Here is a 25,392-nt window from a genome sequence, read left to right on the forward strand (position 1 = left end):
GGAATCGGCCGGGTGCGGCCGCCGAGAGCTACGCCGAGAGTGAAATGAGCACGCACGCGCGGTTTTTCGCGATGACAACCCAGTTTTTCGCGATGACAATGGGTCGCGGGCCGTTCGGTCCCCTGATGCTGTGGAGGCTGTGGGAGATGGAAGAGGTGCTGCTCACGCCGCCGGATGCCGCCGAGGTGCGGTTCCTGGCGCGGGGCGTGGTGAGTGCGGCGACCTGCGATCGAGGGCTCACGCCCCTGCAGGAGTTGCTGATTCCGGCGCTGTTCCTGTCGATGACGGGGCATCCGGTGGAGTTGGCCGAGGTGACGCCGATCGGGGCGGCGGAGTTCGCGGCGGGGATGGCGCGGCGCAATCGGGTCTTCCGGGAGCGGATCGTGCAGACCATGCTGCTGTCGGCCCTGGTCGTGCGGCCGCTGCCCGCGGCGACCGGAAACCAGTTGCGGGAGTACGCCGACGCGCTCGGCGTCGACGACGACATGATCGCGGTGGCCCAGCGCTATGCCGAGGGCGCGGTGGATCTGGCCGCGGTCGATTTCACCCGCAACGGATATCTGGGCAATACGGACACGCTGCGGTTGGATGCCCTGCACACCGCCGGACTGGACAGTTCGTGGAGCGCGGTCACCGATGACGCGGGCCTGGCGGGGCGCTGGGCGGAGTTGTGGGAGCTGCCGGTCGGGACCCTGGGTCGCGGTGTGGCCGATTTCTACCGGGACCGCGGCTTCGTCACCCCCGGTCTGCCCGGGTCCGCGCCGCCGCTGCTGGCCCAGCACGACTGGGTGCACGTGCTCGCCGGGTACGGCACCACCCTCGAGAACGAGATCGAGGTGTTCGCGTTCATGGCCCGCGCCAATGACGATCCGCGCGCCTTCAGCTTGCTGGCCATGGTGATCTCGCTGTTCGAGACCGGCTACCTGCGGGCGGGCGCGGGCCTGTTCGAGGCCGACGCCGGGCACCTGAGCACCTCGGGCATGGCCACCCGGCTCGGTGACGCCATGCGCCGGGGCGCGCTCACGCGCGGCAGCCACGACTTCCTCGACCTGGACTGGTTCAGCCTCGCCGATCGCCCGATCACGGTGGTGCGCGAGGAGATCGGCCTGGTCGCCAAGGACGGGTCGGCGGTGGCGGCGGGCTCGGCGGGGCCGTGGCAGCCCGGCGGAATCACGCCGTATCAGCTGAATTCGTCGAAGAACGCGGCCGCGGCCGATGGACGGGAGTACCTACCGTGGCAACCGGACCCGACCCGCGACTGACCGATCCGACACCTCGCCTCGCTCGACCTGCCCGACAGCCAGTCTGGATCGGTCCACTGAGCTGACGGACACGCCGGGCCCGGATCGGTCCGCCGGGCCGGCTAGCCGGAGGACACGGTCAGCTCGGACCCAGCAGGTCGAGCATTCCGGAAACCGCCGCGGGCCAGGTGAATTGCTCGGCGCGGCTGCGGGCTGCGCGGCGACGCTCGGCGCGGGGACGGGCCAGGACGTCGGTGACGGCGGTGGCGAAGGCACGCGGGTGGTCGGCGGCGACCGCGCCCGCTTCGGCGGTCACGATGTCGGCCAGCGCCGAGGAGCGGCTCGCCACCACCGGAGTCCCCGCGGCGAGGGCCTCGAGCGCGGCCAGGCCGAAGGTCTCGTGCGGGCCCGGGGCCAGGGAGACGTCCGCGGTGGCCAGCAGGGTCGCCAGCGTGGTTCGGTCGTCGATGAAGCCGGTGAAGTGGACGGTGGGCCGGCCGTCGGGCAGCGGCGGGATCATGCGGGCGCGGCGTTCCAGGGCCTCGCGGCGCGGCCCGTCGCCGGCCACCACCAGGCGCGCGTCCAGGCCGCCGCGGCGCAGTGCCCCGACCGCGGCGATGCTGCGGTCGACGCGCTTCTCGACCGAGAGACGGCCGCAGTGGACCAGCAACGGGTAACCGTCCGCGCCGAGGTCGGCGCGCAGGCGGTGATCGTGGCGATCGGGCCGGAACATGTCCAGGTCCACGCCGAGCGGCACCAGTTCGACATTGGCGGCGTCGATGCGCTGAAACTCCTCGCGGGCGAACTCGGTCGTGCAGACGACGACGTCGTAGGTCTGCGCGGTGCGCCGGTTGGCGGCGTCGGCGGCACGGCGGGCCAGCGGGCCGGGCAGCACCTGGCCCAGCAGACGGTCGAGGCGCTCGTGGGAGATCATGACACCCGCGATATCGCGGCGGCGCGCCCAGCGGCCGAACCCGCGCAGTGTCAACCGGTCCGACACTTCCAGCACGTCGGGCCGCAATCCGGTGAGGGTGTCGGCGACGCGGCGCGGATCTGCCGCGCGGTAGCCGCCGGTCCACGGAATCTCCGGTGCGGGCAGGGTGATTCGCAGGACTCCGGTGGCGAGCACCTCCTCGGCGCGCCGGGTGCCCGGCACCACCAGCACCACCTCGTGTCCGGCGGCGGCGTAGCCCGCGCCGAGGTGATGCAGTGCGGTTCGCAACCCACCCGAGCGCGGACCGTAGAAGTTCGCCAGCTGAACGATGCGCACGAGGCCGATCGTGCAGGGTACCGGGTTCCCTTCGGCACCTCCGACGCCAACATCACGTGAACACCCGCGAAAGACCCGGACAACCGGGCGTGGTCGGCATCGTGCGTCCGCCCGGACCGGGTCTCGCACGATGCATTCCACACCGCGTGCGAACCCGCATCCCACCGAACTGCATGCAGTCGACCTCAATTGGCGTGCGCGGATTCCCTCGCAGGTCTGGCGCAGTGCCATCGATCTTGGTAGAGATTGGGGTACGAACGATCGGGGTGATTCGAGTCATTCCGGGGGATGGGGATGAATCAATGAGCGCCAGAGCCGAACTGGAGCGGGAACTGGGCGGGCCGCTGCCCGCGCTCGACCTGCTGAACGAGGCCGAGACAGCCGATCTGCTGGCGGTCTTCCAGCAGGCGCAGCGCACCGAGAACCTCGCCATGGTGGAGGCCGTCGACAAGACCGTCGGCGCGCTGCCGTGGCCGTTGCGCACCGCGGCCAAGAAGATCATGTTCGGCAATAAGCTCGGGTAGGGGCGATGAGCGATCTGGTGACCCGCGCGCAGATCACCCTGCTGTCGCGGACGCTGCACGTGCCCGAGGAGAAGCTGACCCACCTCGAGAAGCTGGGCGCCGCCAACTTGCACGAACTGCAAGAACGCATGGCGAAGGTGATGTTCGCCGAACACAACGCGATCTTCTCCAGGCTGTCGTTGCTGGTGCCGATCATTCCGTTCAGCATCTCGATCCCACTGGTGCAGCGCCTGGTGCCGCCGGTGATGGCCGGGCGCGCGGCCGGCGCCATCGGGGTGGATCATCCGAAGAAGTCCGCCGAGGCCATCGTCCTGTTCGATCCCGGTTACGCCGCCCAGGCCGCGCCCTACATGGACCCGCACGCCGTGGGCCAGCTGGCCGACATCGCTCCGCCGGGACCGGTCATGGCCATCATCAACGAGCTGCTGCGCCTGCGGGACTACGTCACCGCGGGCCCGTTCCTGGCCTATGCCACACCGGCATTGGTGCAGGCGGTCGAACGCGATGTGCACGACGACGAGGGCATGATCCGGTCGGCGTCGTTCGCGTACTCCGGGGAGAACATCAGCGTCATCCTGCGCCACCTGCTGTCCGGTGAGGGCAAGCGCATCCCGAAACTGGTGGACACCATCCTTTCCGGGTCCGAGGAGCTGCGGCTGGCCGCGCTGTCGGTATTCGCGCGCTGCGACGACGATGTGATCCCGGCGATCGGCGACATCCTGTTCGATCAGGGTTCGCCCGAGCAGATCGCCGATCTGGTTCGCACCTTCCTCGCCGCGGGAGCCGTCGGGGAGACGCTGCGTTTCGTCGCCGGGCTGAGCCCGGAGGCCCTGGATCGGCTGGCCGCCAATCCCATTGTGGCCGAACCCGAGACCCTCGCCGCGCTCACCGACGCGGTCGACGGGTCCACCGATCCCGCGGTGTGGCGGGGTCTGCTGGCCCTGGCCAACCGCACCGAACCTGCGGTGACCAGCGAATTCGCCGCGGTGATCGCGCTATTGGATCCGGCGACGCTGGAGCAGGTCGCCGAACTGGGGCTGGGCGAGGAGTTGACTGCGCTCACCGCGCAGTCGAAGGAGTAACGCACCGGGGTTGGTGCGGGCCGGGATTCCGGCCCGCACCAACGGTTATCGCCGTGCGGGTGCGCCCCGCAGTTCCTCGATGGTCCGCTCGAACGCCGCCTTGCCGTGGCCCGCGTCGATCTGGCGATCCACGAGGGCGGCCAGTCCGCTGAGGGGTTCGTCGGTGACTCCGGCGTCGGCCGCCGCGCCACGCACGGCATCGAGGGCGGATTTGGTGAACACCAGGTCCTGGAAGACGTCGGCGGTGTAGTCGCCGCCGTCGATGATCTTCGCGTAGGCGGGCAGGGTGGTGGTCATGGCGGTCAGCCATCCGGCAGCGCGGGTCGCGAACTCCGAGGCCGTCACTCCGGCCGAACCGACCAGCGCCGCACCCTGGAAGAAGCCGCCGAACATGGTGTACATGGCGGTCAGCAGCGCGAAGTCCCACAGTGCGGCCATGCCCGGGTCGGCTCCGAGATAGTCGGCGGCGCCCAGCGATTCGAGGGCCGGGCGCCATATCTCGAAGACCGTGGCCGACCCGCTGTAGAGGATGCTCGCACCGGGGCCGCCGATCATGTCGGGGACCGCCATGATGCCGCCGTCGAGGAAATCGATCCCGTGCGTGGCCGCCCACGCGGCCAGCTCACGGGACTGCTCGGGTGTGGTGCTGGTCAGATTGAGCCACTGCTTGCCGGTCAGGTCGGCGGCGATGGGATCGAGGGTCTCGTGCACCGAGGCGTGGTCGAGCAGGACCGTGATGATCAGTTCGCCGCCGCGCACGGCGGCTCCGGCGGTCGCGGCCGCCACCGCACCCACCGCGACCACGTCGGCGTCCCGGCCAGGCGTCCGGTTCCACACCGTGACCGGGGTTCCGACATTCACGAGTCGGGTGGCCAGCGCGCGGCCCATCGCGCCGAGCCCCAGTACGGTGACCGGGCTGGTCTGGGTGTTCGTCATTGCGGGACAACTCCTTCTGGCAGGTCGAGGACTTTCGGTGCGCGCTGTATCGAGGTTGCCGGGCTTCGGGCCGGGCGACAAGTACGCACTAATTCCTCAGACACTGACCGGAAGGTATGTGTCCAGCTCGCAGCCATGGACGGCATTACACGCATGTTTGCATCGAGTGCAGAACTCGGCGTAGTCGCCGAGTTCCGTGTGGGCGAGGCGATCGCGGCGTGGCCTACTGCCCGTCGGTGGTGCGGGCAGCGGCCCGGGATCCGGCGACGCGACCGAAGGCGAGGGCGTCGGCGATGTGGAAGCCGCCGTCCTTGCACCAGGAGTAGGTGGAGCTGACATTGCCCGCGGCGTAGAGGCCGGGGATGGCCGCGCCGAAGGGGTCGAGGACCTCGGCGTGCTCGTTGCGGCGGGGGCCGCCATTGCTCCAGGCCAGGATGGGGGCGCTGGTGAAGGCGTAATAGGGCGGCTCCGAGATCGGGGCCAGAGTCTGTGCGGGGCGGCCGAACTGGTCGTCGGAGCCGGCCGCGCAGGCCGCGTTGTAGCGGTCCAGGGTGGCGTGCAGGACCTCCGGGTCGACGTGGAGGTGTGCGGCCAGTTCCTCGACGGTGTCGGCGCGGTGGATCCAGCCCTTGCCGATCTCGGCACTGTTGTCGGCACTCCACGCGTAGCCTTCGATGAGGCTGGCCCAGCCGACGGCGAGGCGTTCGCGCCCGGGAACGATCGGGCCTGCGCGGCGCGCGGACTCGTCGAAGACGATGTGCATCGGGGTGGTGGGGAACAGCTGGTAGCTGCCGTTGATGCGGGCGTGGCCGTGGCCCAGGGCGACGCGTTCGTTGACCAGGCGGCGACCGTCGAAGCCGAGATAGACGAAAGCGTTGGTGGCGGGGAAGGCGGTGTAGAAGCCGGCTTCGTAGCCGGGGGCGCGCAGGCCCGGCAGGGTCATCATGTTGGACATGTGCCACAGGTCGGCTCCGGCCTTGACTGCCATGCGCAGGCCGTCGCCGGTGGCGGCGGGGGTGCCCCACACGACCGGGTCGGTCAGGCGCAGGTGGTCGCGGACCATGTCGGGGTCGGCCTCGAAACCGCCGGTGGCCAGGACGACTCCGCGCGCGGCCCGGATCCGCAGCGGGCTGCCGTCGGCGGTTTCGGCGAGCACGCCGACGACCGTGCCGTCGTCGGTGACGAGCTCGCGGGCCGGGGCGCCCAGGCGGACGTCGATGCCGCGGGCGCGGACCGCGTCGGACAGCGCCGCCCACAGCAGTCCGTCGCCCATGCGGCCCTCGACGCCGATCCAGCCGCGCATGACGTCGCTGCCCTCGAGGTCGGGGAACTCCGCGGGCGGCGCGACCGCCAGACCGATCGGGATGCCGAGGCTTTCCATCCAGGCGCTGTTGCGGGCGGTCTCGCGCGCCCACACCTCGATCACCGGTTCGGGGATGGGCCGTCCGGCGCTGAGACTGCGCAGGTAGACGGCGGCCCGCTCGGGGTCCTGGTTGTCGAACCACACCGCGCCCGAGACCCGGGTGCTGCCGCCGGCGCGGCCGCCGGACTCCTTGTCCAGCACCAGCACTCGGGCCCCGGCGTCGTGGGCGCTGATGGCGGCCGCACACCCGGCCCCGCCGAAGCCCACGACCACCACATCGGTCTCGACATCCCACGACATTCCCGCGTCGACCACGACCGCACCGTCCTCTCGTCTCGTCCATCGCGAACGGTCCCAGCACCGCGCGCGGACCGAAAACGCCTGTCCCACTCACCGGGTGCCGACGCGGGGGACCGGATGCCGCGCCCCGGGTGCGGTCGGCGAACCGGACGCCCACCGACTCAGTCGCACCCCGATCCTCCTCCCACCGCGCAGTCCGATCGCTCTCCGTGCAGCCCGATCGCATCTACAGACGCTCAGGAGCACTGACACCTAGCAGCCCGAGGCCGTTGGCGAGAACCCGACGGGTGGCCTTGACCCGCTCGAGGCGAGCGCCTTGAGCGGGGTGACCTCGTCGTCGCCGTGCGGGATGACGCGCATCGTCTTGTCGGACGGAAGGCGTGTCGGTCCGACGTACCCGACTGGTCAGGTGGTTGCGCCGAACCAGGTGGTGAGCGCCTCGACCAGGTCGTGGGGTTCGGCCGCGGTCCAGCACACGATGCCGTCGGGGCGAATCAGCAACGCTGTGGTGTCGCGCGGCTGGGCCGGTTTGGCGGTGACGATCGTGACGCGATCCGACCAGGGCGCCAGCTCTTCTCGCAGGGTCGTGGAGTCGGTCAGGTCCAGGAGGACGCCGCGGCCGTCGGCGAAATGGTCGGCGACCCGGGTGCCGTCGGCCAGCTCGAAATCGGGCGTGGCTTTACCGACGAGAGGATCGGCGCTACCCAGGTCGTAGCGGTGCAGGACGCCCGAGATCTTGGCCAGGATCTGGGTGGTGGCGGCGCGGGTGTCGAGCAGTTCGGCGGTGACCGCGCGCAGGGCGCGGCTGCGCGGATCGGTGCGCATGAGCGCGATCTGCGCGCGGGTCCAGTCCAGCACCCAGGCGCCGATCGGGTGGCGTTCGCGAGTGTAGGTGTTCAGCAATGCTTCCGGGGAGCGGCCGCGGATGACGGCGGCCAGTTTCCAGCCGAGGTTGACCGCGTCGCCGACGCCCAGGTTGAGGCCTTGGCCGCCGAAGGGGGAGTGCACGTGGGCGGCGTCGCCGGCGAGCAGCACCCGGCCCTTGCGGTAGTCGGGGACCTGGCGGGTGTTGTCGGTGAAGCGGGTCGCCGAGATGACTTTCGTGATGGACACTGTCACGCCGGTGACGCGTGCGAAGCTGTCCTCGAGTTCGCGGGCGGTGATCGGGGCGTCGCGGTCGGCGGGCGGACCGTCCAGTTCGACGGTGAGGAAGCGCCCCGGTACCGGGCCGTTGACGAAGATGCCGGTGGGGGTGGCGTGCCAGCCCAGCGGCACGTCCTCCGCGCCGGTCATCTCGACCATGGCCTGGCGGCCGGTGATTTCCGGGTCCAGGCCGGGGAATTCGAATCCGGCGAGCTTGCGCACCGTGCTGCGGCCGCCGTCGCAGCCGACCAGCCAGCCCGCGCGGATGGTGTGGCCGCCGCAGTCGGCGGTGACGCCGATCCCGTCGTCGGCGAATCCGGTCACCTCGACGCCGCGGCGCACCGGCACGCCGAGTTCGGCAGCGCGCTCGGCGAGCATGGCCTCGATGGACTGCTGGGCGATGAAGCGGCATTCTCCGGCCGGGCCGACATCGGCGAAGGCCGGGTCCTCGCCGTCGATATTGTCCTGCCAGAGCATGATTCCGGCGAAGTGCGCGCCCGCGGGCCGTCGCACCGGCGCGATGGGGCTCTGGTCGCGGCCGCCGAAGATCTGGCCCATGCGCGCCAGGGCCGCCTCCTGGACCTCGCGCATCCGCGGCAGCAGGCCCCGCCGGTCCAGGGCCTGGGCGGTGGGCACGTTGATCCCGCCCGCCTTGATGGTCATATCCGGTGCGGCCAGCCGTTCGACGACCAGGACGTCCACGCCCGCCAGCCGCAGTTCGCACGCCAGCATGAGTCCGACCGGTCCGGCCCCGACCACCACCACATCTCGTGTCTCCTTCATGGGAATCACTGTGGTGGCGGCCGATTGCCGGAGTCTTGCGTCGGCTTGCGTGCGACTTACACGCGCGAGGCGCGGCGGTTCATACCGTCAGTTCCAGCCGCGCTGGTCCTGCTTGAGGGCGGTGTCGATGGCCAGTCCGGACGCGACCACCATCGACAGCAGCGGCTGGGGCAGCTGGCGGTGGATCTGCACGACGTAGTTGTCGGCGGAGGTGAACATGGTCTTGAGCAGGCCCTCCCACGTCTTGGTGATGCGGGCGACCTCCTGACCGGTGTGGTCGTGGATCGCGAAGTTCCAGGCCCGCCAGTTCTCGGCGCGGATGCCGCCGATCTGCTGACCGTTGACCATGAAGGCGAAGTTGATCTTGCCGATCATGTTCTCCTGGATGATCTCACCGATCGGCGCGCCATTGCCGTGCTCGAGCAGGAACTTCGACTTGAACACCTTGGCGGGCCGGGTGATCCGCATCAGGCACTGGCCGTGGGCGTCGCGGATCTCCAGCTTGTGGGTCATGAACTGGTCGTAGCTGGACAGGAACCGCACGGCCTTCTTCAGCGCCGACTGCCCGACCTCGGCGACCGCGCCGATCTGGCGGCCGTGCTGGTCGAACACGCTGTACTCGTTGACCATTTCGATCAACTTGACCTTCTGGTTCACCACGAGCACGGGCTCGGTGAACACGGTCCCGCCGCCGTTCTGGGCCGGCGCGACTCCGGCCTGCTGCTGCACCTGACGCTGGATGTCGCCGGGGTTGTTCGCGCTGCCGACCTCGATCTCCCAGGGGCTGGCCTCACCTCGCGGGGCGAACTGCTGGGGCTGCTGCGGGGCGTAACCCTGCTGGGCGTGGGGCTGTTGGGGCGCGCCTTGCTGAGGGAACTGCTGGTGAGGTGCGCTCTGCTGCGAGTACTGCTGCTGGGGCGCGCTCTGCTGGGCGTACTGCTGCTGCGGCGCGCTCTGCTGCGCGAAATGCTGCGGGCCCGTGCCTTGTTGCGCATATTGCTGCTGGCCGGTGCCCTGCTGATGCTGGGGAGCGTATTGCTGCTGTTGCGGCTGCTGCGGCCGGCCGGGTTGCTGGGCCGGGGGTGCGGGTTGCTGTTGGGGCTGCGTGTGATTGGTCCATTGGCTGCCGTCCCACCAGCGCAGAACTGGGGATCCGGGACGCTCGGGGTACCACCCCGCGGGTTGACTCATGGCCCGAATCCTATCGTCGTACAGGGAGTCTGCACTTTTTGCACTTTTTGCCGGGTAGTCACCTCTATGATGGGCGCTCGACATCGGGAAGCCGGGTCCACGCCACTCGAGGAAACGGGGAAAACATGTCCGCCACAGTCGAATTCGCGGGTTGCCAGGCGGACACGGAGCGGACGCGATTATGACCGACCTGGTGACGCGAGCCCAGCTCGTCCTGCTGGCCCGGACCCTGCACGTGCCGGTGGAACGGCTCGCCCACCTCGAACACCTCGGCCCGCACCGGCTGCATGAGCTCCAGCAGCGCATGGCGGCCCGCCTTTTCGACCAGCACACCCCGGTCTTCGAGCGCATGGCCACGCTGGTCCCGATCATTCCGCTGGCGATCTCGCTGCCCATCGTGCAGCGGCTGGTGCCGCCGTCGATGACCGGCCGCGCGGCCGGGGCGATCGGCGTGAAGTATCCGGCCAAGGCGGTCGAGGCCCTGCTGCGCCTGGATGTCGGCTATGCCGCGGACTGCGGCCCGTATCTGGATCCGCGCACCGTCGGCCAGCTCACCGACGACGCCCCGCCCGCCCCGGTGGTGGCGATTCTCAACGAACTGCTCGCGCGCCGCGACTACATCACCGCCGGACCGTTCCTGGCCTACGCGACACCGGAATTGATCAGCGCGGTCGAGCAGGGCGTGCCCGATGACGAGGGCCTGATCCGTTCGGCCGCCTACGCCTATTCCTCCGAAGCGATCAGCGCGGTGATGCGCCGGCTGCTCACCGGCGAGGGCCGGCGGCTGCCGCGGATGCTGGGCACGGTCATCAACGGCTCCAAGGAGTTACGGCTCGAGGCGCTGTCGGTGTTCGCGCGTTGCGCGCCCGATGTGATCGCCGCGGTCGGCGACGTCCTCTTCGAGGTGGCCCCGCCCTCCGCGGTGGCCGATCTGCTGACCACCTTCATCGCCGCCGACGCCACCGAGGACATGCTGCGTTTCGTGGGCAGGCTCAGCCCGCACACGCTGACCCGGCTGGCGCTGAATCCGGTACTGCCCGAGATCGCCGACGCTCTGGTCGACGCCGTCGACGGCAGCAGCGATGTCGGGGTGTGGCGCGGGCTGCTGGAACCGCTGGCGCGCACCCCCGACGAGGTGCGCCGCCGCGCCGGGATGCGGCTGGCCCGCCTCGACGCGGCCACCCTGCTCACCCTGCCCGCCCTGGCCCAGGCCGCACGGTTGTGGCCGCCGCTGCTGTGGGTGCTGGCCGCCACCGATGTCGATGTGCAGTCGCGCATCGGGGAACTGTGGGCCACCGCGACCCGGCTGGACCTCGATGTTCTCGAACGCCGTATCGCCGACCAGCGCCTGGATTCGACGCTCGCCACCCTCACCACCACGATCCGGGTGCTGCGCTGACCCGGGAATCCTTGCGCGATCACTGATTTCAACCGGCCGTGGCGGCGCGACCTGCGGCGCGCCGCGATGCCGAGGGCGGCGGGCCGACACCCGGGCGCGCGGAGGTGGTAGGAAAGTGACGTGCCCGAAACCGCCGAAACCCACACCCCCCGTGCCGTGTCGGAAGTGGTGAACCTGGTCAGCAGGCTGATCCAGTTCGATACCTCCAATACCGGCGAACTGGAGACCACCAAGGGCGAGCGCGAATGCGCGCAGTGGGTGGCCGAGCAACTCGAGGCCGCCGGGTACGAGACCGAGTACGTCGAGTCCGGCGCGCCGGGCCGTGGCAATGTGTTCGCGCGCCTGAAGGGCGCGGACTCCTCGCGCGGTGCGCTGATGATGCACGGGCACCTGGACGTGGTGCCCGCCGAGGCCGCCGACTGGAGTGTGCACCCGTTCTCCGGCGCGGTCCGCGACGGCTACGTGTGGGGGCGCGGGGCCATCGATATGAAGGACATGGTCGGCATGATGCTGGCCGTGGCCCGCCAGTTCAAGATCGAGGGCACCGTACCGCCGCGCGACATCGTGTGGGCGTTCGTGGCCGACGAGGAGAACGGCGGCCGCTGGGGCTGCCAGTGGCTGGTCGAGAATCGGCCCGACCTGTTCGAGGGCGTCACCGAGGCGGTCGGGGAGGTCGGCGGATTCTCTCTGACCGTGCCACGGCCCGACGGCGGTGAGCGGCGGCTGTACCTGGTCGAGACCGCGGAGAAGGGGCTGGGCTGGATGCGGTTGCGCGCCAAGGCGCGCGCCGGGCACGGCTCGTTCCTGCACGACGACAACGCGGTGACGATCCTGGCGCAGGCGGTGGCCCGGCTGGGCACCCACACCTTCCCGCTGGTGGTGTCGGATTCGGTGGCCGAGTTTCTGGCCGCGGTGTCGGAGGAGTCGGGCCTCGAATTCGATCCCGCCGCACCGGGTATCGAGGATCAGCTGGCCAAGCTGGGCACCATCTCGCGGATCATCGGCGCGACGCTGCGCGACACCGCCAACCCGACCATGCTGCGCGCCGGGTACAAGGCCAATGTGATTCCCCAGACCGCCGAGGCCGTCGTCGACTGCCGGGTGGTGCCGGGACGTCAGGCCGAGTTCGAGCGGGAGGTGGACGCGCTCATCGGCCCGGATGTGGAGCGGGAGTGGATCACCAAGCTCGACTCCTACGAGACCACCTTCGACGGACATCTGGTCGACGCCATGAACGACGCCATCCTGGCCCACGATCCGGCCGGGCGCACCGTGCCCTACATGCTCTCGGGCGGCACCGACGCGAAAGCGTTCGCCAAGCTCGGGATTCGCTGCTTCGGGTTCGCGCCGCTGCGGCTGCCGCCCGACCTGGACTTCTCGGCGCTGTTCCACGGGGTCGACGAGCGGGTTCCGGTGGAGTCGCTCGAGTTCGGCGCCCGCGTGCTGGAACACTTCCTGTTGCACAGCTGACGATTCGAAAGGACTGCTCGTGCCCGACTATTCGTACGACCCGTACGCCGCGCTGCCGCAGCTGCCGGAATTCACCCTGACCTCCACCGATATCAGTGAGGGCAAGCCGCTGGCGCTGGATCAGGTCAGCGCGCTGGCCGGTGCGGGTGGATCCGACATCTCCCCGCAGCTGAGCTGGTCCGGATTCCCCGCCGAGACCAAGAGTTTCACCATCACCATGTACGACCCGGACGCGCCGACCGCCTCCGGATTCTGGCACTGGGTGCTGGCCAATGTGCCGGCCACCACCACCAGCCTCGAGACGGGGCAGGCCGGTAAGGGCGGTTCGCTGCCGGCCGGGGCCCTGCACCTGCGCAACGACGCGGGCCTGCACGAGTACACCGGCGCGTTCCCGCCCGCCGGACACGGTCCGCACCGGTATTTCGTCGTGGTGCACGCGGTCGGGGTGGAGCGGCTCGAGGTCGATGAGAACGCCTCGCCCGCCTACCTGGGGTTCAACTTGTTCATGAACGCGATCGGGCGCGCCACCCTGATCGGAACGCACGAGCAGAAGTAGTCGTTCACGCCGAACCGACTGTGGCCCCGGGCGATTCGCTCGGGGCCACAGTCATGTCCCGAGGGGCGTCCCGGCATGCGGATCGAATCGGTTGTGCCCCGATCGAAACCCCGGGCGAGGACTGGTGATCGGCGACCGGGTCGTGATCGTGCGTCAATCGGCGGCCGACTGCTCGGCCAGACCGCGTAATCCCGCCGCGAGGTCCTGCGCCGCAGGCGCGTGCTCGGGGTCGATGAGGTACTGGACCAGCAGGCCCGCGATGAGGGTTTGCAGCACCGCGCCGACCGCGGGGTCGCCGCCGCCCAGGTCCTGTGACAGGCCCGCGCGCGCTTGTTCCTGCGCGGCACCGATTTCCGTGCGCAGGCTGGGGGAGTGCATGGCCTGGGCCATGGATTCGACATTGGCGGCCCAGATCACCCGGTCGCCGGTGAAGGAGTCGATCAGCCGCTGCCAGAAGGTGTTCAGGCGCGCGGCGGGGTCTCCGGCGCCGTCGGCGGGCAGGGAGTCGAGGATGTGCGACACCGCCGCCGCGGTCGCCTCGAGCATGGCCTGGTTGAGCAGCCGGTCACGGGTGCCGAAGTGGTAGTTGATGGCGGCGAGGTTGGCCCCGGACGCGGCGACGATGTCGCGCACGGTGGTGCGGGCGTAGCCGCGTTCGGCCAGGCAGTGCTTGGCGGCGGCCAGCAGGTCTTCTCGGGTTCCCACGCGGGTCAGCCTAACAGCGGGGTGAACGGTTGTTTGTAACGTATGTTTCAAACATTTGTTTTGAACAGACGTATGAAACGTGTGTATGGTCGGTGATGGCACGATCCCATCGCACGGAAGACGAGTCCGATATGACCGCACGACCGTTGTCTCCCTTCGAATCCGGATATTTCGCCGCGGACGCCCGGCTGGGCAGCGTGCCCGTCGGCGGGATGCCGCTGTTCATCGGCTCGGCCGTGCGCGGCGAGGTCGACGAACGCATCCTGCGGCGGGTGCTGGGCGAACTCGCCGCCGGGCATGTGCTGCTGCGCAGTCGCGTGGTCACCGTCGACGGGGTCGCGCGGTTCGTGGCCGGGGATCCGGTGATGCCGACGCTGACCGTGCGCGAGGGCAGCGTGGACGAGTACTGGGAGTTGGTGAACAGTCCGCAGGACTGGGGGGCGGGACTGTTCCGGGCGGTGCTGCTGCGCGGGGTGCGCGAGAGCCGGATCGTGCTGGTCATCCATCACGGGATCAGCGACGGGCGTTCGGCATTCGCGCTGCTCGAGGAGATGTGGCGGCGCTATGCCGCGCACGCGGCGGGTCTCGAACCGCCGCTGCACGATTCGGACGACGCGCTGATCGGCGGGGTCGACGAGCTGCTGGCCGCGGTGGTCGGTGAGGCGGAAGTCGACGGGTTCCTGGCGCACCTCGGCGAGGAGATCGCCGCGGCCGCGCCGGCGGATGTGCCGCGCACGATGCCCCACGACGGGGACGGGGTCGGGGATGCAGGAGGGCGATTGGCGTTGCGGCGCATCGAGTTGTCGCCGGGCCAGACCGCGGAACTGGTCGACGTGGCTCGGGGGCGGGGGATCTCGGTCAACAGTGTGCTGGCCGGGGCGGCGCTGGCGGCGGTGCGCGGAGAACTCGCCGGGGACGGGCCGATTCCGTTGATGTGCGGGCATGCCGCGGATCTACGGCCGGATCTGTCGCCACCCGTGCCGGTGTCGACGGTCCTCAATTGCGCCTCGGGCGCGGGGACTCCGGCGCTGGTCGATCGCGACGCCGATCCGCTGGCGGTGGGCGCGGTCGTCGACGCCGGCATGCGGGCGCTGCGCGAGAGCCGGTTCCCGGCGTTGTTCCTGCGCGCCGCGCAGCGCCCGCTCGCGCCGCACGTGGCCGCGATGCTGTCGCAGCCGCCGGCGATCGCATTGTCGAATATGGGCCGGTTGCCCGCGCATCCGATGCCCGCCGGGCTGGAGTTCGTGCGCGACGAGGTGTTCGCGATGGCGGCGGGCATGCCGCCGAAGATGACGATCTTCACCGTCGGCGGGCGGTTGACGGTGCAGGTGGAGTACGACACCGCCGAGCACAGTCACACCCGCATGGGCCGGGTGGCCGAGGCGATGAGCGATCGGCTCGCGCGCGTCACCCGGGTGGCCGTGCGCGGTTGAGCGTGGCCGTGTGGGGTCGAGAAGGGCGGTGCGGGGCTGAGAACGGCTGTGGGCCCGGACATCACGTCCGGGCCCACATCGATTCCGGGGGTGCAGCGCCCCGGGATCAGCTCAGGTTGATGACACCCTCGGGAGCGGGGGTCAGGTACAGCGCGGCGATCTCGGTGGCGTACTTGGCCGCGATCGGGTTGCGCTTGAGCTTGAGGGTCGGGGTGAGCTCGTCACCGCCGGGCTCCCAGCCCTGATCCAGGACGGTGAACCGCTTGATCGACTCGACCCGGTTCAGTTTGGCGTTGGCGGCCGAGATGGCGGCCTTGATCTCGGTGATGATCTCCGGGTGCGCGGCAAGGGTTTTCAGGTCGGCGTCGGGCATGCCCAGCGCCTTGGCCCGCACCACCGCGATATCGGGGTCGAGCACGATCAGCGCGGAGATGTAGGGCTTGGCGTCGCCGATCGCCACCACCTGACCGACCAGCGAGGACGCCGCCTTCACGGTGTTCTCGATATTGGTGGGAGACAGGTTCTTACCCGCCTCGGTGATGATGAGTTCCTTCTTGCGGTCGACGATGGAGATGTAGCCCTCACCGTCGATGGTGGCGACGTCGCCGGTGTGCAGCCAGCCGTCGGCGTCGATGGCCTCGGCGGTCTTGTCGGGCATCTTGCGGTAGCCGTGGGTGACGATGCCGCCGCGCAGCAGCAGCTCCCCGTCCTCGGCCAGCCGCACCTCGACCCCGCGCAGCGGGATGCCGACGGTGCCCGGCTTCGGCTTGGCCAGCGGGGTGTAGGTGCCGACACCGCTGGTCTCGGACATGCCCCACACCTCGGTTACCGTGAAGCCCAGGCCGAGAAGGTATTCCAGGGTCTCCGGCGGGATGGCGGCCGCGCCGGAGGCGGCCACGCGCAGCTCGTCGAAGCCCAGGGCGTGGCGCAGCTTCGACAGCACCAGCGCGTCGGCCAGCTTGTGCTGCACATCCAGCAGGGTGCCGCGGCCGGTGCCGGCCAGGTCGGCGCGCGCGGCCTGGGCGCCGACGCCCAGCGCCCAGTTCGCGAGGGCCTTCTTCACGGGGCTGGCCTCGGTGGCCAGTTTGGCGTCGATACCGGCCTTGATCTTCTGCCACACGCGCGGCACGCCGAAGAACGCGGTCGGGCGGGCGTCGGGCAGGGCGGCGGCGATCTCGCGCGGGTCGGGCACGCACGTCATCTGGACGCCGGTGAACAGGTTGGCGCAGTGTCCCGAGATCCGGTCGGCCACATGGGCGGCGGGCAGATAGGACACCGAGCGGTCGTCGAGGCCGACGGTCAGCGGGCCCTCGACCAGGCCCACGATCTGGGCGACCACATTGCGGTGGGTCAGCTCCACGCCCTTGGACGGGCCGGTGGTGCCGGAGGTGTAGATCAGCGTCGCCACGTCGTCGGGCTGCACGGCCCGCCAGGCGGCGTCGAAGTCGAAGTCGGGTTGCGGGGCGGCCTCCACCTCGGCCAGCGTCAGCGTGCCCGCGGCCGAACCCTCGACCAGCACAATGTGTTCCATTTCCACGCCGGCGCCGCGGACCACGTCCAGGAACGCGGGTTCGGTGATGACCACCCGGTTCTCGGCGTTGGTGAACAGGTGCGCGATCTGTTCGGGGGAGCTGGTGTTGTAGATCGAGAACGGCGTCGCACCCAGGTGCAGCGCCGCGGTGTCGACCAGATTGAACTCGGGCCGGTTGGTGAGCATGATGCCCACCGCGTCCCCGCGCCCCACCCCGAGCGCCGCCAGCCCGGCGGCGATCGCGCGCACCCGCTCCCCGTACTCGCGCCAGGTGAACTGCCGTGTGCCCCCCACGGTCCGCAATGCCACCTGCCCCGGCCGCAGCGTCAAGGTTTCCTGGAACGCCTCCGGAATCGTGTGGACGGTCTTGCCCGATGCGTGCGCATACCCGATGTCAGTCGTCATAAGCCCTTTTCCCGATAGCCTCTCGCTTCACCGTCCACCCGCGCGCCCATCAGCGCGAACCTTCGAAGTCCGAGACCACGACCAACCCGTCACGCGATGGCCACGCGTCACCTGTGGCGCGGCTCACTCATCGTAACCAGACTTTCGCGACTGTGTCGCGTGCTACAGCGGTCAACGGGGTGGCCGGAATTATCAATTGAGCGTCGGTGACGGTTCAGACGGCGGAGGTGGGGTCGTGCCGCGGGCGTTGGGCGAGTTGACGACGCCAAGCCCGCAGGCGGAGGCGCACCGAGGTGCGGGCGGGGTGCCAGGCGACGGCGGTCGCGGCCAGGGTCATGAAGGCGAGGACCGCGAGTTCGCGGGGGCCCCAGTAGATCGCGGCGGTGGTGGCCACCACGCCGAGGGCGAAGCAGGTCTGTTCCATCCTTCGGCCGATTCGGCGCAACGAGTAGGGCGGCAGGCGATGCCCGCGGTGGATTCGCTTGGCTTCCATGTACTCCCGCGCCCAGTGGCTGCGGGGTTCGGTGATCAGGGGCACCGCGGTGACGGTGATGTCGCCCCGTTGCAGGGCGTGCACCTTGTCGGGGTTGTTGGTCAGCAGGCTGACCGAGTGCAGGCCGAGCTGTTCGGTGAGGAAGCGGGCGGCGGTGTCGAACTCGCGAGAGTCGGGCTCGAAGCCGAGGGTCCGATAGGCGTCGAAGGTGTTGCGTCCCTCGGTTTGTGTGACGCGCAGGCCTTTCGCTTTGACTTCGAGGCCCGCGCCTCGGCCTTCCTGTTCGAGGTAGAGCAGCACGCCGGCGTCGGCGCGCTGGATCATGTCCATGGCCTGGTCGAGTTCGGGGCCGCAGTCGCAGTCGTCGGAGTGCAGGGCGTCGCCGTAGAGGCAACGGGAGTGGATGCGCACCAGCGGGGCCCGGAAGCGGTCGATATCGCCGAAGATGAGGGCCTGGCCGCCGTCGCGTCCCGGTATCGAGTGGACTCGCACACGGATCTCGGCACCCTTGCGGGTGAGTAGATGACTGGTGCAGGCGAGTTTCTGTGAATTCACCAGACCCGCAACAGCTATCGACTCGTCCGCAACGCTCACGTGACCGCCTCGTATCCCCGCGGGCCCGCGATCCGCCGCCCGACAGTGTCCGTTGGTGTGTGGTAACCGCCGGTCAGGAAGGTGCGCAGCGGCAGCGATCCGACCGTTGCTGCGGAGTTGCCAGGCGGCACACGCAGACGGTGCCGAAGCCTACCCTTTCCTGGCGATCACGGAGCGCATCCGGAGAGAATCATCGGCCACCGATTCCGGCGCGCGCCGTTATGCCCTGTTCAGCGATCCGGACAATCAGGACGGCATCGGGACATACCATTCACTGATGGGTTCTCGGCCGGCGAAAGACGTTAGCCGACAAGCGATATGGGCCAGCCTCGACCACGCCAGCCACTGGATCTCCCGCAAGGGCCAAGAGCTTCGCGTCCGCGTCACCGACCTGCCCACCGACGCGGAAACCGGGCACATTCTGGCCTTCGGATCCATCGACGACGACTGCCTGGTCCGCATCCACTCGCAGTGCCTCTACGGTGAATCGCTGTCGTTCCAGGACTGCGACTGCGGGCCCCAACTCGAACGCTCCCTCGACCTGATCCAGGCCGCCGGATCGGGCATCCTGGTCTACCTCGAGCAGGAAGGCCGCGGATACGGGCTGCTGGCGAAGGCGCGCGGCTACGAGATCAGTGAGCGCAACCGCCTCGACACCTACGACAGCTATCGGACGTTGGGCTACAGCGAGGACAAGCGCGACTACACCCACGCCGCGCAGGCGCTGGTCGCACTCGGGCTGACCGCGGTGCGGTTGATGACCAATAATCCGCACAAACTGCAGGCCGTGCGCGACGCCGAGATCCACGCCACCGTCATCCCGCTGCGCACCCCACCGCGGACTCGCCGGGAAGCCGACTACCAGCAGGCCAAACGCCGCCACGGGCACTGGATTCCGACCGCCGACCCACCGTGGTCGCCCGACCTCTAGAACGCGTCCAGGGTCGCGTCGATGGCCTCGCGGGTGGGCATGGAGTCGGGGATGCTCGTCTCCTTGCTGGCGCGCGCGGGAATCGCCGCGGCGGCCCACACCAGGTTGGCGTGCCCGGCCTGACGGCGGCGGTCGGGGTCGGCGGGCCGGGGTTGGGTCATCAATCGGGCGATGAACGCGGAGGCGAACGCCGACGAGGCTCCGGGCGCGCCCGGCCGGTCGGTTTGGATGTCCGCCCACACCGGCTCGGCCGCCGAGTCCCCGGCCGAGTACATCGCGCAGCTGTCACCGTGCAGGACCACGACCGACCCGACTCCGTGCTGCACCAATTGCGCTGCGATATCGGCGGTTTCGACCCCCGGACGCAGCGCGGCCAGTTCGCCGACCGAGGCGATCAGGTAGTCGACCGTCCGGAGATAGCCGGGCAACTGCGCGGGGAATCGTTTCGGCGGCGGAGTGGCGCTGACGAACAGCCACGGCCGCGACTCCCGGTCGGCGATCGCGTCCGCCACCGCCGCGAGCACCTCGACATTCTGCTCGAAGGTCAGCAGCACGGCGTCGGCGTGGACGAGCGCACGCGTGATCGGGATGTCGGCGATATCCCTGGCGTCGAAGCGGATCCGGTCGTCCTTGCCTGCCACCGAGTAGTTCCCGCCGTCGCGGGCGACGGTCACCGCCGCGGTCGGGGTGGGTCCGCGCCGCGCGCGCAACAGACTGGTATCGACACCGCGCGCGCGGAGATAGTCGACGATCAGTCCGGCTTTGTCGTCGTCGCCGACGGCCGCGAACAGACGCGCGTCCACCCCGAGCCTGGCCAGAGCGACTGCCCGATTCAGTCCTTTGCCTCCGGCGTGCTCGGAGAATTCCCCGTACAACGAGTCCCCGGCCTGCGGCAGGACATCAACGGTGCAGATGCGGTCCCACGCGGCGTCGCCGATCACCACGGCGCTCGGCCGTGTCGTCGCGCCGGGAAGGCCCTCGGCGGCAACGGACTCGAGGGTGAGCCCCCGCGCCAGCGCGGTGAACGCGTCCTCTTCCCGCCGCCCGCGCAAGGCGCGATTATTGCGCGGCACCTGAGCGACCGGCACGCCCAGATGTTCGTGCAGCGTCACCCAGTGCAGCGCGAGACTGTCTCGTCGCTGCCCCAGCTCGGGGCCGTAGAGCTCGTCGGCGATCGATGGCGGCAGCTGATCGGCCAGCATGGACAGGTTCAGTTCCGCGTCGACGATCAGGCGGTCGGCCATGTCGAGGGTGCCCGCGATGTAGCGCAATGCTTCGGGGAGCGCCGCTTTCGGGTCGCGGCCGGTGAGGTGAGCGACCCTGCGGACGATGACCAGGCCGAGCAGCGCGCCGAGGTCGACCGAGCGGTCGCGGTCGCCGCCCATGGCCCAGCGCTTGCGCAGTTGCAGCAGGGTGTCACGCACGGCGCGCACGTCGTTGTCCTGCGCGGCCGTGTCGGCGCCACTGCTTCCCAGGTTCGGCTGCATCATCATTCGCCCCAACCATAAGACCGTCCACGTTTGAACGTCGGCGGAAACGGCAATCCAATTGTGACAGCGTCAAACTGCGATTCGGAAGTGCCAAATGCCATCCTGGAATTGGCAAATGAGCGCCGCCCGACCAGATGTTCCGGGAGGTTCCCGATGACCGGACTACATACGATCCGGCGGATCCAGCGGCGCGCGCCCCGCGCGTGTGGTGCGGCCGATACCGATCTCGGGGCGAACATCCCGGTGCGATAGGCGAATTCGCCCGTCCACGTCGCCTCGGCCCAGCTCCGCGTCACACTCGATCCGGCGGTGACGCCTCCTCGTCTCATCGGAGGCCATCATGATTTACCCGAGTGCCAGCTCGATCACCAGCAGCGTCACCGGCGAGTGCGCCGAACGGCTGCCCCGCCACCCCGAACCGGCCTGGCGGCTCAGCTGGCGGCAGTCGCCGCTGCTGACGCGGGAGCAAGCGCTGGCGGCCATGGAACTGACCGAGCTCCTGCGTCGGGAATCGAGTGGCAGCGGCCCGGCCTGGATGCGCGTGTGCGCCCTCGGCGCCGCCCTGGGCATCGATGTCGAGGATGCCCGCATCGTCTTGCGCGAGCGTCGCAGGGAACGGGGAGAGTCATGACCATCTACACCACCGACGACTGGGCGATGACCAGCGATCTGACCGAGGAGAGCGCGGTGCGGGTGGCCGACCGCTGGACGCTGGCGTGGCGGTGCAGCTGGATGCCGGATCGATTGCTGACCCGTGCGCAGGCCCTGGCGGCGATGGTGCTGGCCGAGGTGGTGGCCGTCGACCCGTATCCGCGTGGGGAGGCCGCGCAGGGGCGGATGGTGGCCGCGGCCGGCGAAGTGGGGATTCCGTTGGAGCAGGCGGTGTTTCTGCTGCTGCGGCGCCGGACGGCTTGACGTACCGACCGATCCGATCCGAGGGGTGGGGCAGAGTCGATGAGGGGATGGCAGGGTCCGCGGCGACGACCGGTCGCGGCGGGCCGAAGACGGTGGACGGACGGAGATCCCGTGACGTGCGCCGATGGCCTTGGGAGGTCCTGATGACGATCGATATCACGACGCGGGCGATGACCAGTGACATCAGCCCGGAATACGCGCTGCGCGAGTACCGCCGCGGTGAGGTGGTGTGGCGGTTGAGTTGGCTTCCGGCACAGCACCTCACCCACGATCAGGCCCGGGCGGGGATGGAGCTCGACGAGGTGCTCTCCGATCCGGAGGTCGTCTACGACGAGTCCGCGCACCGGTGGGCCGCCGATCTGGCCACCCGGCTGGGGATCGGGGTCGAGCGCGCGGTGATTCTGCTGGCACAGCGATTGGCCGAACGTCTGCACCGGGAACTGCTCGACGAGGAGCCCGAGTCGCCGGCGGCGATGCTGTCGGGCGGGGGCCCCGCCGCGCACGGGGCGGCGTCGACGGGGGCCCGTTCCCGGCATCTGTGGGGCTGACCGCACGACCAACCGGCCGTGCGGTCTTCCGGGCGAATCGAAAGGTGTTGCCCGCGAACGGGTCAGGCGCGGGCGCGGTGTTCGGCGCCGACGGCTTCGGAGAGACTGGTGTAGCCGTGTTCGCGGAGTTTGGCGGCGAGGCCGTGGTGGATGTGTTTGGCCCAGAGGGGTCCGCCGTAGATGAAGCCGGTGTAGCCCTGCAGGAGGGAGGCGCCGGCGAGGATGCGCGACCACGCCTGGTCGGGGGTTTCGATGCCGCCGACGGAGATGAGGGCCAGTTTGTCGCCCACTCGGGTGTAGAGGCGGCGCAGGACCTCGAGGGAGCGGTCGGCCACCGGGGGTCCGGACAGGCCGCCGGCGCCGATGGGGTCGACGGTGGCGGCGGGGGTGGCCAGGCCGTCGCGGCGGATGGTGGTGTTGGTGGCGACGATGCCCGCCAGGCCGAGTTCGACGGCGAGGTCGGCGACGGCGTCGATGTCGTCGTCGGACAGGTCGGGGGCGATCTTGACCAGCACCGGGACCGACACCGAGTCGAGCACGGCCTGCAGGATCGGTCGCAGCGCGGCGACGGCCTGCAGGTCACGCAGGCCCGGAGTGTTTGGGGAGCTGACGTTGACGACCATGAAGTCGGCCAGCGGGCCCAGCAGTTTCGCCGAGATCGCATAATCGGTGGCGGCGTCCTCGGGTTCGACGACCTTGGTCTTGCCGATATTGGCGCCGATGGGGACGCCGCCGGGCAGCCGGTGCGCGAGATGTTCGGCCGCGGCGGCGGCGCCGAAGTTGTTGAACCCCATACGGTTGATGAGCGCCCGGTCCGCGGGCAGGCGGAACAGCCGCGGCGCGGGATTGCCGGGCTGGGCCTGGGCGGTGACGGTGCCGATCTCGGCGTAGCCGAAACCGAGCGGGCCCCACGCGTCGACGCCGTCGGCGTTCTTGTCGAAGCCGGCGGCCAGACCCAGCGGCGCGGGGAAGTCCACGCCGAACACGCGCGTGCGCAGGATCGGATCGTCGGCCACCAGGACCTTGCCGGTGAGGGCGCGGCCCGGGGTGAACCGGGTCGCCAGTTTCATCGCGGCGAAGGCCAGATGGTGGATGCGTTCCGGCGGGAGCAGGAACATCAGCTTCAGCAGCAGGGCGTACAGGCGCTCATACATAGGGGGTTACATCACCGCCTCGGGTGTCGGGGATAGCAGGGGAGTGGTCTTGCGGCGGCGCAGTAACACGCGGCGGCTGCCGTCGGTGTAGGCGCGCACCCGCGAGAGTTCCCAGCCACCGAATTCGGCGTGAATGGACAGTCGCATGGTGGCGGTGACCCTGGTGATGCCGGGTGGCAGCCGCAGGGGCACGTACTCCCATTCGTCGCTGGATTCCTCCCAGCCTTCCGGTAATGTGCGCGATTGGTGCGCCGATCGTGAGGCCCGAGCCATCACTGCCCTCTCTTCCGCTGGTCCGCGCCGATCCGCTGCAGACCGTCGCCGGTCGCGGATCCCACGAACAGGTCACCGGTGCGGGCATCGACGGTCACCGAGTTGGGCTGGCGCACCGTCGGGTAACGCCCCACCTCTACCGGTATACCCGTCGACAGCTCGTAGCCGACGACTTCGTTGCTGCCTGTCAGCGTCACCCACACGGTCTCCGACCGCTGATCGTAGGCGAGTGCGTAGGGCGAAGAGCCTACCGGGAAACGCTGGTGCAGGACCAAAGGATCGGTGGTGTAGACCAGCAGTTCGGCTCCGGCGGTGTCGGTGACCAGGCGTCGGCCGAAGTGGTCGCCGATCATGTTGGTCACCCCGTCGCCGGCGCGCAGGGCCAGGCCGAGCTTGTGGGCGTCGAGGTCGAGCTCCACGATCGCGGACTGGCGGCGGTCCACCACGACGACCGAGCCGTCGCCGGTGTCGATCGCGTCGGCGGCCGACAGGCCCGTAATGGTGTGGCGCACAGTGCCGTCCGCGTCGAGCAGCAGCACCCGGCCGTCGGCCAGCCCCGCCACCAGCGACCCGTCGGGGCGCAGGCCCACCGAGTGCAGGTCGCCGTCGACGGCGACGGTGGTGAGCGCGCCGCTGGCGACGTCGACGCGAACGATCTTGCCGGGCACCGCGATCAGCACCTCGCCGGGCTTGCCCGCGACCAGCGCGGCGGCCTTGCCGGGCAGGGCGACCGGGCGGGTGACGCCCTTGTCGATCAGGTGCACGGTGGTGCCGGAGTCCACGACCGCGGCCAGGATGCCGGTGGCCGGTTCGTCGAGCAGCAGCGCGATGGGCGCGCTCGCGGTCACCTGCCCGGCGGGGGCCGCGGCGGCGGTGGGCGCGGCGGCCGGGGTGGCCGGGTCACGGGTGGCGTTGTTCGCGTTGTCCGGCTGGTCCGAACATCCGGTCAGCAGGGTCACCACGGTCACACCCGCGAGGGCTGAACCGATCCAGCCGCGACGGCGCATGCAGCGAACTCCTTACTGACCGAACTGACCGACGAAATCATGCGTGCTCTCTAATCTGACCATGTCCCGGGTTCCAACCGTGTGACCGGGGGTCCGCGTGCCGATCTCGCGCGGGCATCCGGCACCGACTTGCATGATGTGACATGGGGATTCGGTGGCGCTGTCGGGGCATACGGTTACCGTGGAGTGCAAAAGCGGTCTGTATCAGGGAGATCTGTTGGTTGCCGACCAGAGCGCGGGGTTCACCGTCGAGGACGTGACCGTCGGGCGCTACGCGCACGGCTTCGGCGTCGCCGGGGACGGGCGGTCCTTCGCCTTCCGAACCCATCGATCCACCCTCACCGTGGAGATCTACCGCCGCGGCGTGACCACCGCGGTTCCGGCTCCGGAGGACGTCGAGGCGATCGCGGTGGCCCCGGTCACCGACATCGATCTCGACGACGAACGCAGCGTGGTGGCCCTGGTGCGCGACCTGATCCCGCAGGCCGTGCCGGTCCCGGCCGCCCAGCCGCGCGAGGCGACCACGGTGCGCGCGCTGCTGGGCCGGTTGGGCGCGGTGATCGAGGGCCGCTGACGCCCGCGGGCGGCGCTGTCTGTGACACAGAGATCACTTCCGGGCGCGGGGCGTGCCAAACTAGCGGCACACAACCGCAGT

The 25,392-nt window shown here is 69.9% G+C and carries 24 protein-coding genes and 1 pseudogene; 12 read left to right on the forward strand and 13 right to left on the reverse strand.

The window, feature by feature from the left end:
- Positions 1-125 precede the first annotated feature (125 nt).
- Positions 126-1,262 carry a hypothetical protein gene (locus ACQPYY_RS17980; protein ID WP_433590248.1) on the forward strand — a complete coding sequence of 379 codons (1,137 nt, stop codon included), beginning with the start codon at positions 126-128 and terminating at the stop codon, positions 1,260-1,262.
- Between the two features lie 118 nt (positions 1,263-1,380).
- On the opposite strand, the gene ACQPYY_RS17985 is transcribed toward ACQPYY_RS17980, so the two are convergent.
- The gene (locus ACQPYY_RS17985; protein WP_433590249.1) at positions 1,381-2,511 is read right to left on the reverse strand and encodes a glycosyltransferase; all 1,131 of its coding nucleotides are present in this window, start codon (positions 2,509-2,511) and stop codon (positions 1,381-1,383) included.
- Between the two features lie 302 nt (positions 2,512-2,813).
- Between ACQPYY_RS17985 and ACQPYY_RS17990 the strand changes: the two genes are divergently transcribed.
- Together ACQPYY_RS17990 and ACQPYY_RS17995 are read left to right on the forward strand one after the other, a co-directional pair.
- Entirely contained in the window at positions 2,814-3,035 is a 222-nt protein-coding gene (locus ACQPYY_RS17990) for a hypothetical protein (RefSeq protein WP_379099724.1), read from the forward strand.
- 5 nt (positions 3,036-3,040) lie between these two features.
- Positions 3,041-4,117 carry a hypothetical protein gene (locus ACQPYY_RS17995; protein WP_433590250.1) on the forward strand — a complete coding sequence of 359 codons (1,077 nt, stop codon included), beginning with the start codon at positions 3,041-3,043 and terminating at the stop codon, positions 4,115-4,117.
- Between the two features lie 45 nt (positions 4,118-4,162).
- Here the strand turns inward: ACQPYY_RS17995 and ACQPYY_RS18000 are convergent, their stop codons facing one another.
- The 5 genes and pseudogenes from ACQPYY_RS18000 to ACQPYY_RS18020 all read right to left on the reverse strand — a co-directional run bounded on the left by ACQPYY_RS18000 (position 4,163) and on the right by ACQPYY_RS18020 (position 9,833).
- Positions 4,163-5,053: an NAD(P)-dependent oxidoreductase gene (locus ACQPYY_RS18000; protein WP_433590251.1), complete on the reverse strand. Its 891-nt coding sequence runs from the start codon at positions 5,051-5,053 to the stop codon at positions 4,163-4,165.
- 223 nt (positions 5,054-5,276) lie between these two features.
- Complete coding sequence (locus ACQPYY_RS18005) at positions 5,277-6,731, reverse strand: FAD-dependent oxidoreductase (RefSeq protein WP_433590252.1); 1,455 nt, start codon at positions 6,729-6,731, stop codon at positions 5,277-5,279.
- 211 nt (positions 6,732-6,942) lie between these two features.
- Positions 6,943-7,073: pseudogene (locus ACQPYY_RS18010) on the reverse strand (DALR anticodon-binding domain-containing protein); the annotation flags it as partial.
- A gap of 48 nt (positions 7,074-7,121) precedes the next feature.
- Positions 7,122-8,642, reverse strand: coding sequence for an FAD-dependent monooxygenase (locus tag ACQPYY_RS18015; RefSeq protein ID WP_433590253.1), 1,521 nt, complete (start codon positions 8,640-8,642; stop codon positions 7,122-7,124).
- 87 nt (positions 8,643-8,729) lie between these two features.
- Entirely contained in the window at positions 8,730-9,833 is a 1,104-nt protein-coding gene (locus ACQPYY_RS18020) for a phospholipid scramblase-related protein (protein WP_433590254.1), read from the reverse strand.
- A 181-nt stretch (positions 9,834-10,014) separates the two neighbouring features.
- Here ACQPYY_RS18020 and ACQPYY_RS18025 point away from each other — a divergent pair, with 181 nt between their 5' ends.
- From ACQPYY_RS18025 to ACQPYY_RS18035, 3 genes are all read left to right on the forward strand, one after another.
- Complete coding sequence (locus ACQPYY_RS18025; protein WP_433590255.1) at positions 10,015-11,232, forward strand: hypothetical protein; 1,218 nt, start codon at positions 10,015-10,017, stop codon at positions 11,230-11,232.
- Positions 11,233-11,352: 120 nt separating this feature from the next.
- Entirely contained in the window at positions 11,353-12,702 is a 1,350-nt protein-coding gene (locus ACQPYY_RS18030; protein ID WP_379099741.1) for a M20/M25/M40 family metallo-hydrolase, read from the forward strand.
- Between the two features lie 19 nt (positions 12,703-12,721).
- Positions 12,722-13,258: a YbhB/YbcL family Raf kinase inhibitor-like protein gene (locus ACQPYY_RS18035; RefSeq protein ID WP_433590256.1), complete on the forward strand. Its 537-nt coding sequence runs from the start codon at positions 12,722-12,724 to the stop codon at positions 13,256-13,258.
- Between the two features lie 153 nt (positions 13,259-13,411).
- Here ACQPYY_RS18035 and ACQPYY_RS18040 read toward each other — a convergent pair whose 3' ends face one another.
- Complete coding sequence (locus tag ACQPYY_RS18040; RefSeq protein ID WP_379099747.1) at positions 13,412-13,963, reverse strand: TetR/AcrR family transcriptional regulator; 552 nt, start codon at positions 13,961-13,963, stop codon at positions 13,412-13,414.
- 131 nt (positions 13,964-14,094) lie between these two features.
- Here ACQPYY_RS18040 and ACQPYY_RS18045 point away from each other — a divergent pair, with 131 nt between their 5' ends.
- Entirely contained in the window at positions 14,095-15,396 is a 1,302-nt protein-coding gene (locus tag ACQPYY_RS18045) for a phthiocerol/phthiodiolone dimycocerosyl transferase family protein (RefSeq protein WP_433590257.1), read from the forward strand.
- A 106-nt stretch (positions 15,397-15,502) separates the two neighbouring features.
- On the opposite strand, the gene ACQPYY_RS18050 is transcribed toward ACQPYY_RS18045, so the two are convergent.
- Both ACQPYY_RS18050 and ACQPYY_RS18055 read right to left on the reverse strand, forming a co-directional pair.
- A complete protein-coding gene (locus ACQPYY_RS18050; protein WP_433590258.1) occupies positions 15,503-17,332 on the reverse strand; it encodes an AMP-dependent synthetase/ligase in 1,830 nt (609 codons plus the stop codon).
- Positions 17,333-17,546: 214 nt separating this feature from the next.
- Positions 17,547-18,419, reverse strand: a complete 873-nt coding sequence (locus ACQPYY_RS18055; RefSeq protein WP_433590259.1) for a GTP cyclohydrolase II — start codon at positions 18,417-18,419, stop codon at positions 17,547-17,549.
- Between the two features lie 277 nt (positions 18,420-18,696).
- Here ACQPYY_RS18055 and ACQPYY_RS18060 point away from each other — a divergent pair, with 277 nt between their 5' ends.
- Positions 18,697-19,350 carry a GTP cyclohydrolase gene (locus ACQPYY_RS18060; RefSeq protein ID WP_379099758.1) on the forward strand — a complete coding sequence of 218 codons (654 nt, stop codon included), beginning with the start codon at positions 18,697-18,699 and terminating at the stop codon, positions 19,348-19,350.
- Here ACQPYY_RS18060 and ACQPYY_RS18065 read toward each other — a convergent pair.
- Positions 19,347-20,843 (reverse strand): carbohydrate kinase family protein, encoded by a 1,497-nt coding sequence (locus ACQPYY_RS18065; RefSeq protein WP_433590260.1) that lies wholly within the window; start codon positions 20,841-20,843, stop codon positions 19,347-19,349. The genes ACQPYY_RS18060 and ACQPYY_RS18065 overlap by 4 nt on opposite strands.
- A gap of 337 nt (positions 20,844-21,180) precedes the next feature.
- Here ACQPYY_RS18065 and ACQPYY_RS18070 point away from each other — a divergent pair, with 337 nt between their 5' ends.
- The 3 genes from ACQPYY_RS18070 to ACQPYY_RS18080 all read left to right on the forward strand — a co-directional run bounded on the left by ACQPYY_RS18070 (position 21,181) and on the right by ACQPYY_RS18080 (position 22,303).
- Complete coding sequence (locus tag ACQPYY_RS18070; RefSeq protein ID WP_379099764.1) at positions 21,181-21,471, forward strand: hypothetical protein; 291 nt, start codon at positions 21,181-21,183, stop codon at positions 21,469-21,471.
- Complete coding sequence (locus tag ACQPYY_RS18075) at positions 21,468-21,755, forward strand: hypothetical protein (protein ID WP_357098548.1); 288 nt, start codon at positions 21,468-21,470, stop codon at positions 21,753-21,755. The genes ACQPYY_RS18070 and ACQPYY_RS18075 overlap by 4 nt, the downstream gene beginning before the upstream one ends.
- A 143-nt stretch (positions 21,756-21,898) precedes the next feature.
- Positions 21,899-22,303 (forward strand): hypothetical protein, encoded by a 405-nt coding sequence (locus ACQPYY_RS18080; protein ID WP_433590261.1) that lies wholly within the window; start codon positions 21,899-21,901, stop codon positions 22,301-22,303.
- A gap of 62 nt (positions 22,304-22,365) precedes the next feature.
- On the opposite strand, the gene ACQPYY_RS18085 is transcribed toward ACQPYY_RS18080, so the two are convergent.
- The 3 genes from ACQPYY_RS18085 to ACQPYY_RS18095 are packed head-to-tail and all read right to left on the reverse strand — an operon-like array spanning position 22,366 to position 24,737.
- A complete protein-coding gene (locus ACQPYY_RS18085) occupies positions 22,366-23,445 on the reverse strand; it encodes a quinone-dependent dihydroorotate dehydrogenase (protein ID WP_433594671.1) in 1,080 nt (359 codons plus the stop codon).
- 18 nt (positions 23,446-23,463) lie between these two features.
- On the reverse strand, positions 23,464-23,730 hold the full coding sequence (locus ACQPYY_RS18090; protein ID WP_213555396.1) for a DUF5703 family protein: 267 nt from the start codon (positions 23,728-23,730) through the stop codon (positions 23,464-23,466).
- Positions 23,730-24,737: a hypothetical protein gene (locus ACQPYY_RS18095; RefSeq protein WP_433590262.1), complete on the reverse strand. Its 1,008-nt coding sequence runs from the start codon at positions 24,735-24,737 to the stop codon at positions 23,730-23,732. The genes ACQPYY_RS18090 and ACQPYY_RS18095 overlap by 1 nt, the downstream gene beginning before the upstream one ends.
- 217 nt (positions 24,738-24,954) lie before the next feature.
- Here ACQPYY_RS18095 and ACQPYY_RS18100 point away from each other — a divergent pair, with 217 nt between their 5' ends.
- Entirely contained in the window at positions 24,955-25,311 is a 357-nt protein-coding gene (locus ACQPYY_RS18100) for a hypothetical protein (RefSeq protein WP_379099777.1), read from the forward strand.
- Positions 25,312-25,392 lie beyond the last annotated feature (81 nt).

The sequence above is a fragment of the Nocardia sp. CA-145437 genome, assembly GCF_050956485.1.
Taxonomy (GTDB): Bacteria; Actinomycetota; Actinomycetes; order Mycobacteriales; family Mycobacteriaceae; genus Nocardia.

Excerpts from the sequence above, each read along its gene's own strand:
- ACQPYY_RS18000 (WP_433590251.1), bottom strand. The coding sequence starts at position 5,053 with ATGACGAACACCCAGACCAGCCCGGTCACCGTACTGGGGCTCGGCGCG.
- ACQPYY_RS17990 (WP_379099724.1), top strand. The coding sequence starts at position 2,814 with ATGAGCGCCAGAGCCGAACTGGAGCGGGAACTGGGCGGGCCGCTGCCC.
- ACQPYY_RS17980 (WP_433590248.1), top strand. The coding sequence starts at position 126 with ATGCTGTGGAGGCTGTGGGAGATGGAAGAGGTGCTGCTCACGCCGCCG.
- ACQPYY_RS18050 (WP_433590258.1), bottom strand. The coding sequence starts at position 17,332 with ATGACGACTGACATCGGGTATGCGCACGCATCGGGCAAGACCGTCCAC.
- ACQPYY_RS18060 (WP_379099758.1), top strand. The coding sequence starts at position 18,697 with ATGGGTTCTCGGCCGGCGAAAGACGTTAGCCGACAAGCGATATGGGCC.
- ACQPYY_RS18095 (WP_433590262.1), bottom strand. The coding sequence starts at position 24,737 with ATGCGCCGTCGCGGCTGGATCGGTTCAGCCCTCGCGGGTGTGACCGTG.
- ACQPYY_RS18075 (WP_357098548.1), top strand. The coding sequence starts at position 21,468 with ATGACCATCTACACCACCGACGACTGGGCGATGACCAGCGATCTGACC.
- ACQPYY_RS18090 (WP_213555396.1), bottom strand. The coding sequence starts at position 23,730 with ATGGCTCGGGCCTCACGATCGGCGCACCAATCGCGCACATTACCGGAA.
- ACQPYY_RS18045 (WP_433590257.1), top strand. The coding sequence starts at position 14,095 with ATGACCGCACGACCGTTGTCTCCCTTCGAATCCGGATATTTCGCCGCG.
- ACQPYY_RS18070 (WP_379099764.1), top strand. The coding sequence starts at position 21,181 with ATGATTTACCCGAGTGCCAGCTCGATCACCAGCAGCGTCACCGGCGAG.
- ACQPYY_RS18080 (WP_433590261.1), top strand. The coding sequence starts at position 21,899 with ATGACGATCGATATCACGACGCGGGCGATGACCAGTGACATCAGCCCG.
- ACQPYY_RS18065 (WP_433590260.1), bottom strand. The coding sequence starts at position 20,843 with ATGATGATGCAGCCGAACCTGGGAAGCAGTGGCGCCGACACGGCCGCG.
- ACQPYY_RS18015 (WP_433590253.1), bottom strand. The coding sequence starts at position 8,642 with ATGAAGGAGACACGAGATGTGGTGGTGGTCGGGGCCGGACCGGTCGGA.
- ACQPYY_RS17995 (WP_433590250.1), top strand. The coding sequence starts at position 3,041 with ATGAGCGATCTGGTGACCCGCGCGCAGATCACCCTGCTGTCGCGGACG.
- ACQPYY_RS18025 (WP_433590255.1), top strand. The coding sequence starts at position 10,015 with ATGACCGACCTGGTGACGCGAGCCCAGCTCGTCCTGCTGGCCCGGACC.
- ACQPYY_RS18020 (WP_433590254.1), bottom strand. The coding sequence starts at position 9,833 with ATGAGTCAACCCGCGGGGTGGTACCCCGAGCGTCCCGGATCCCCAGTT.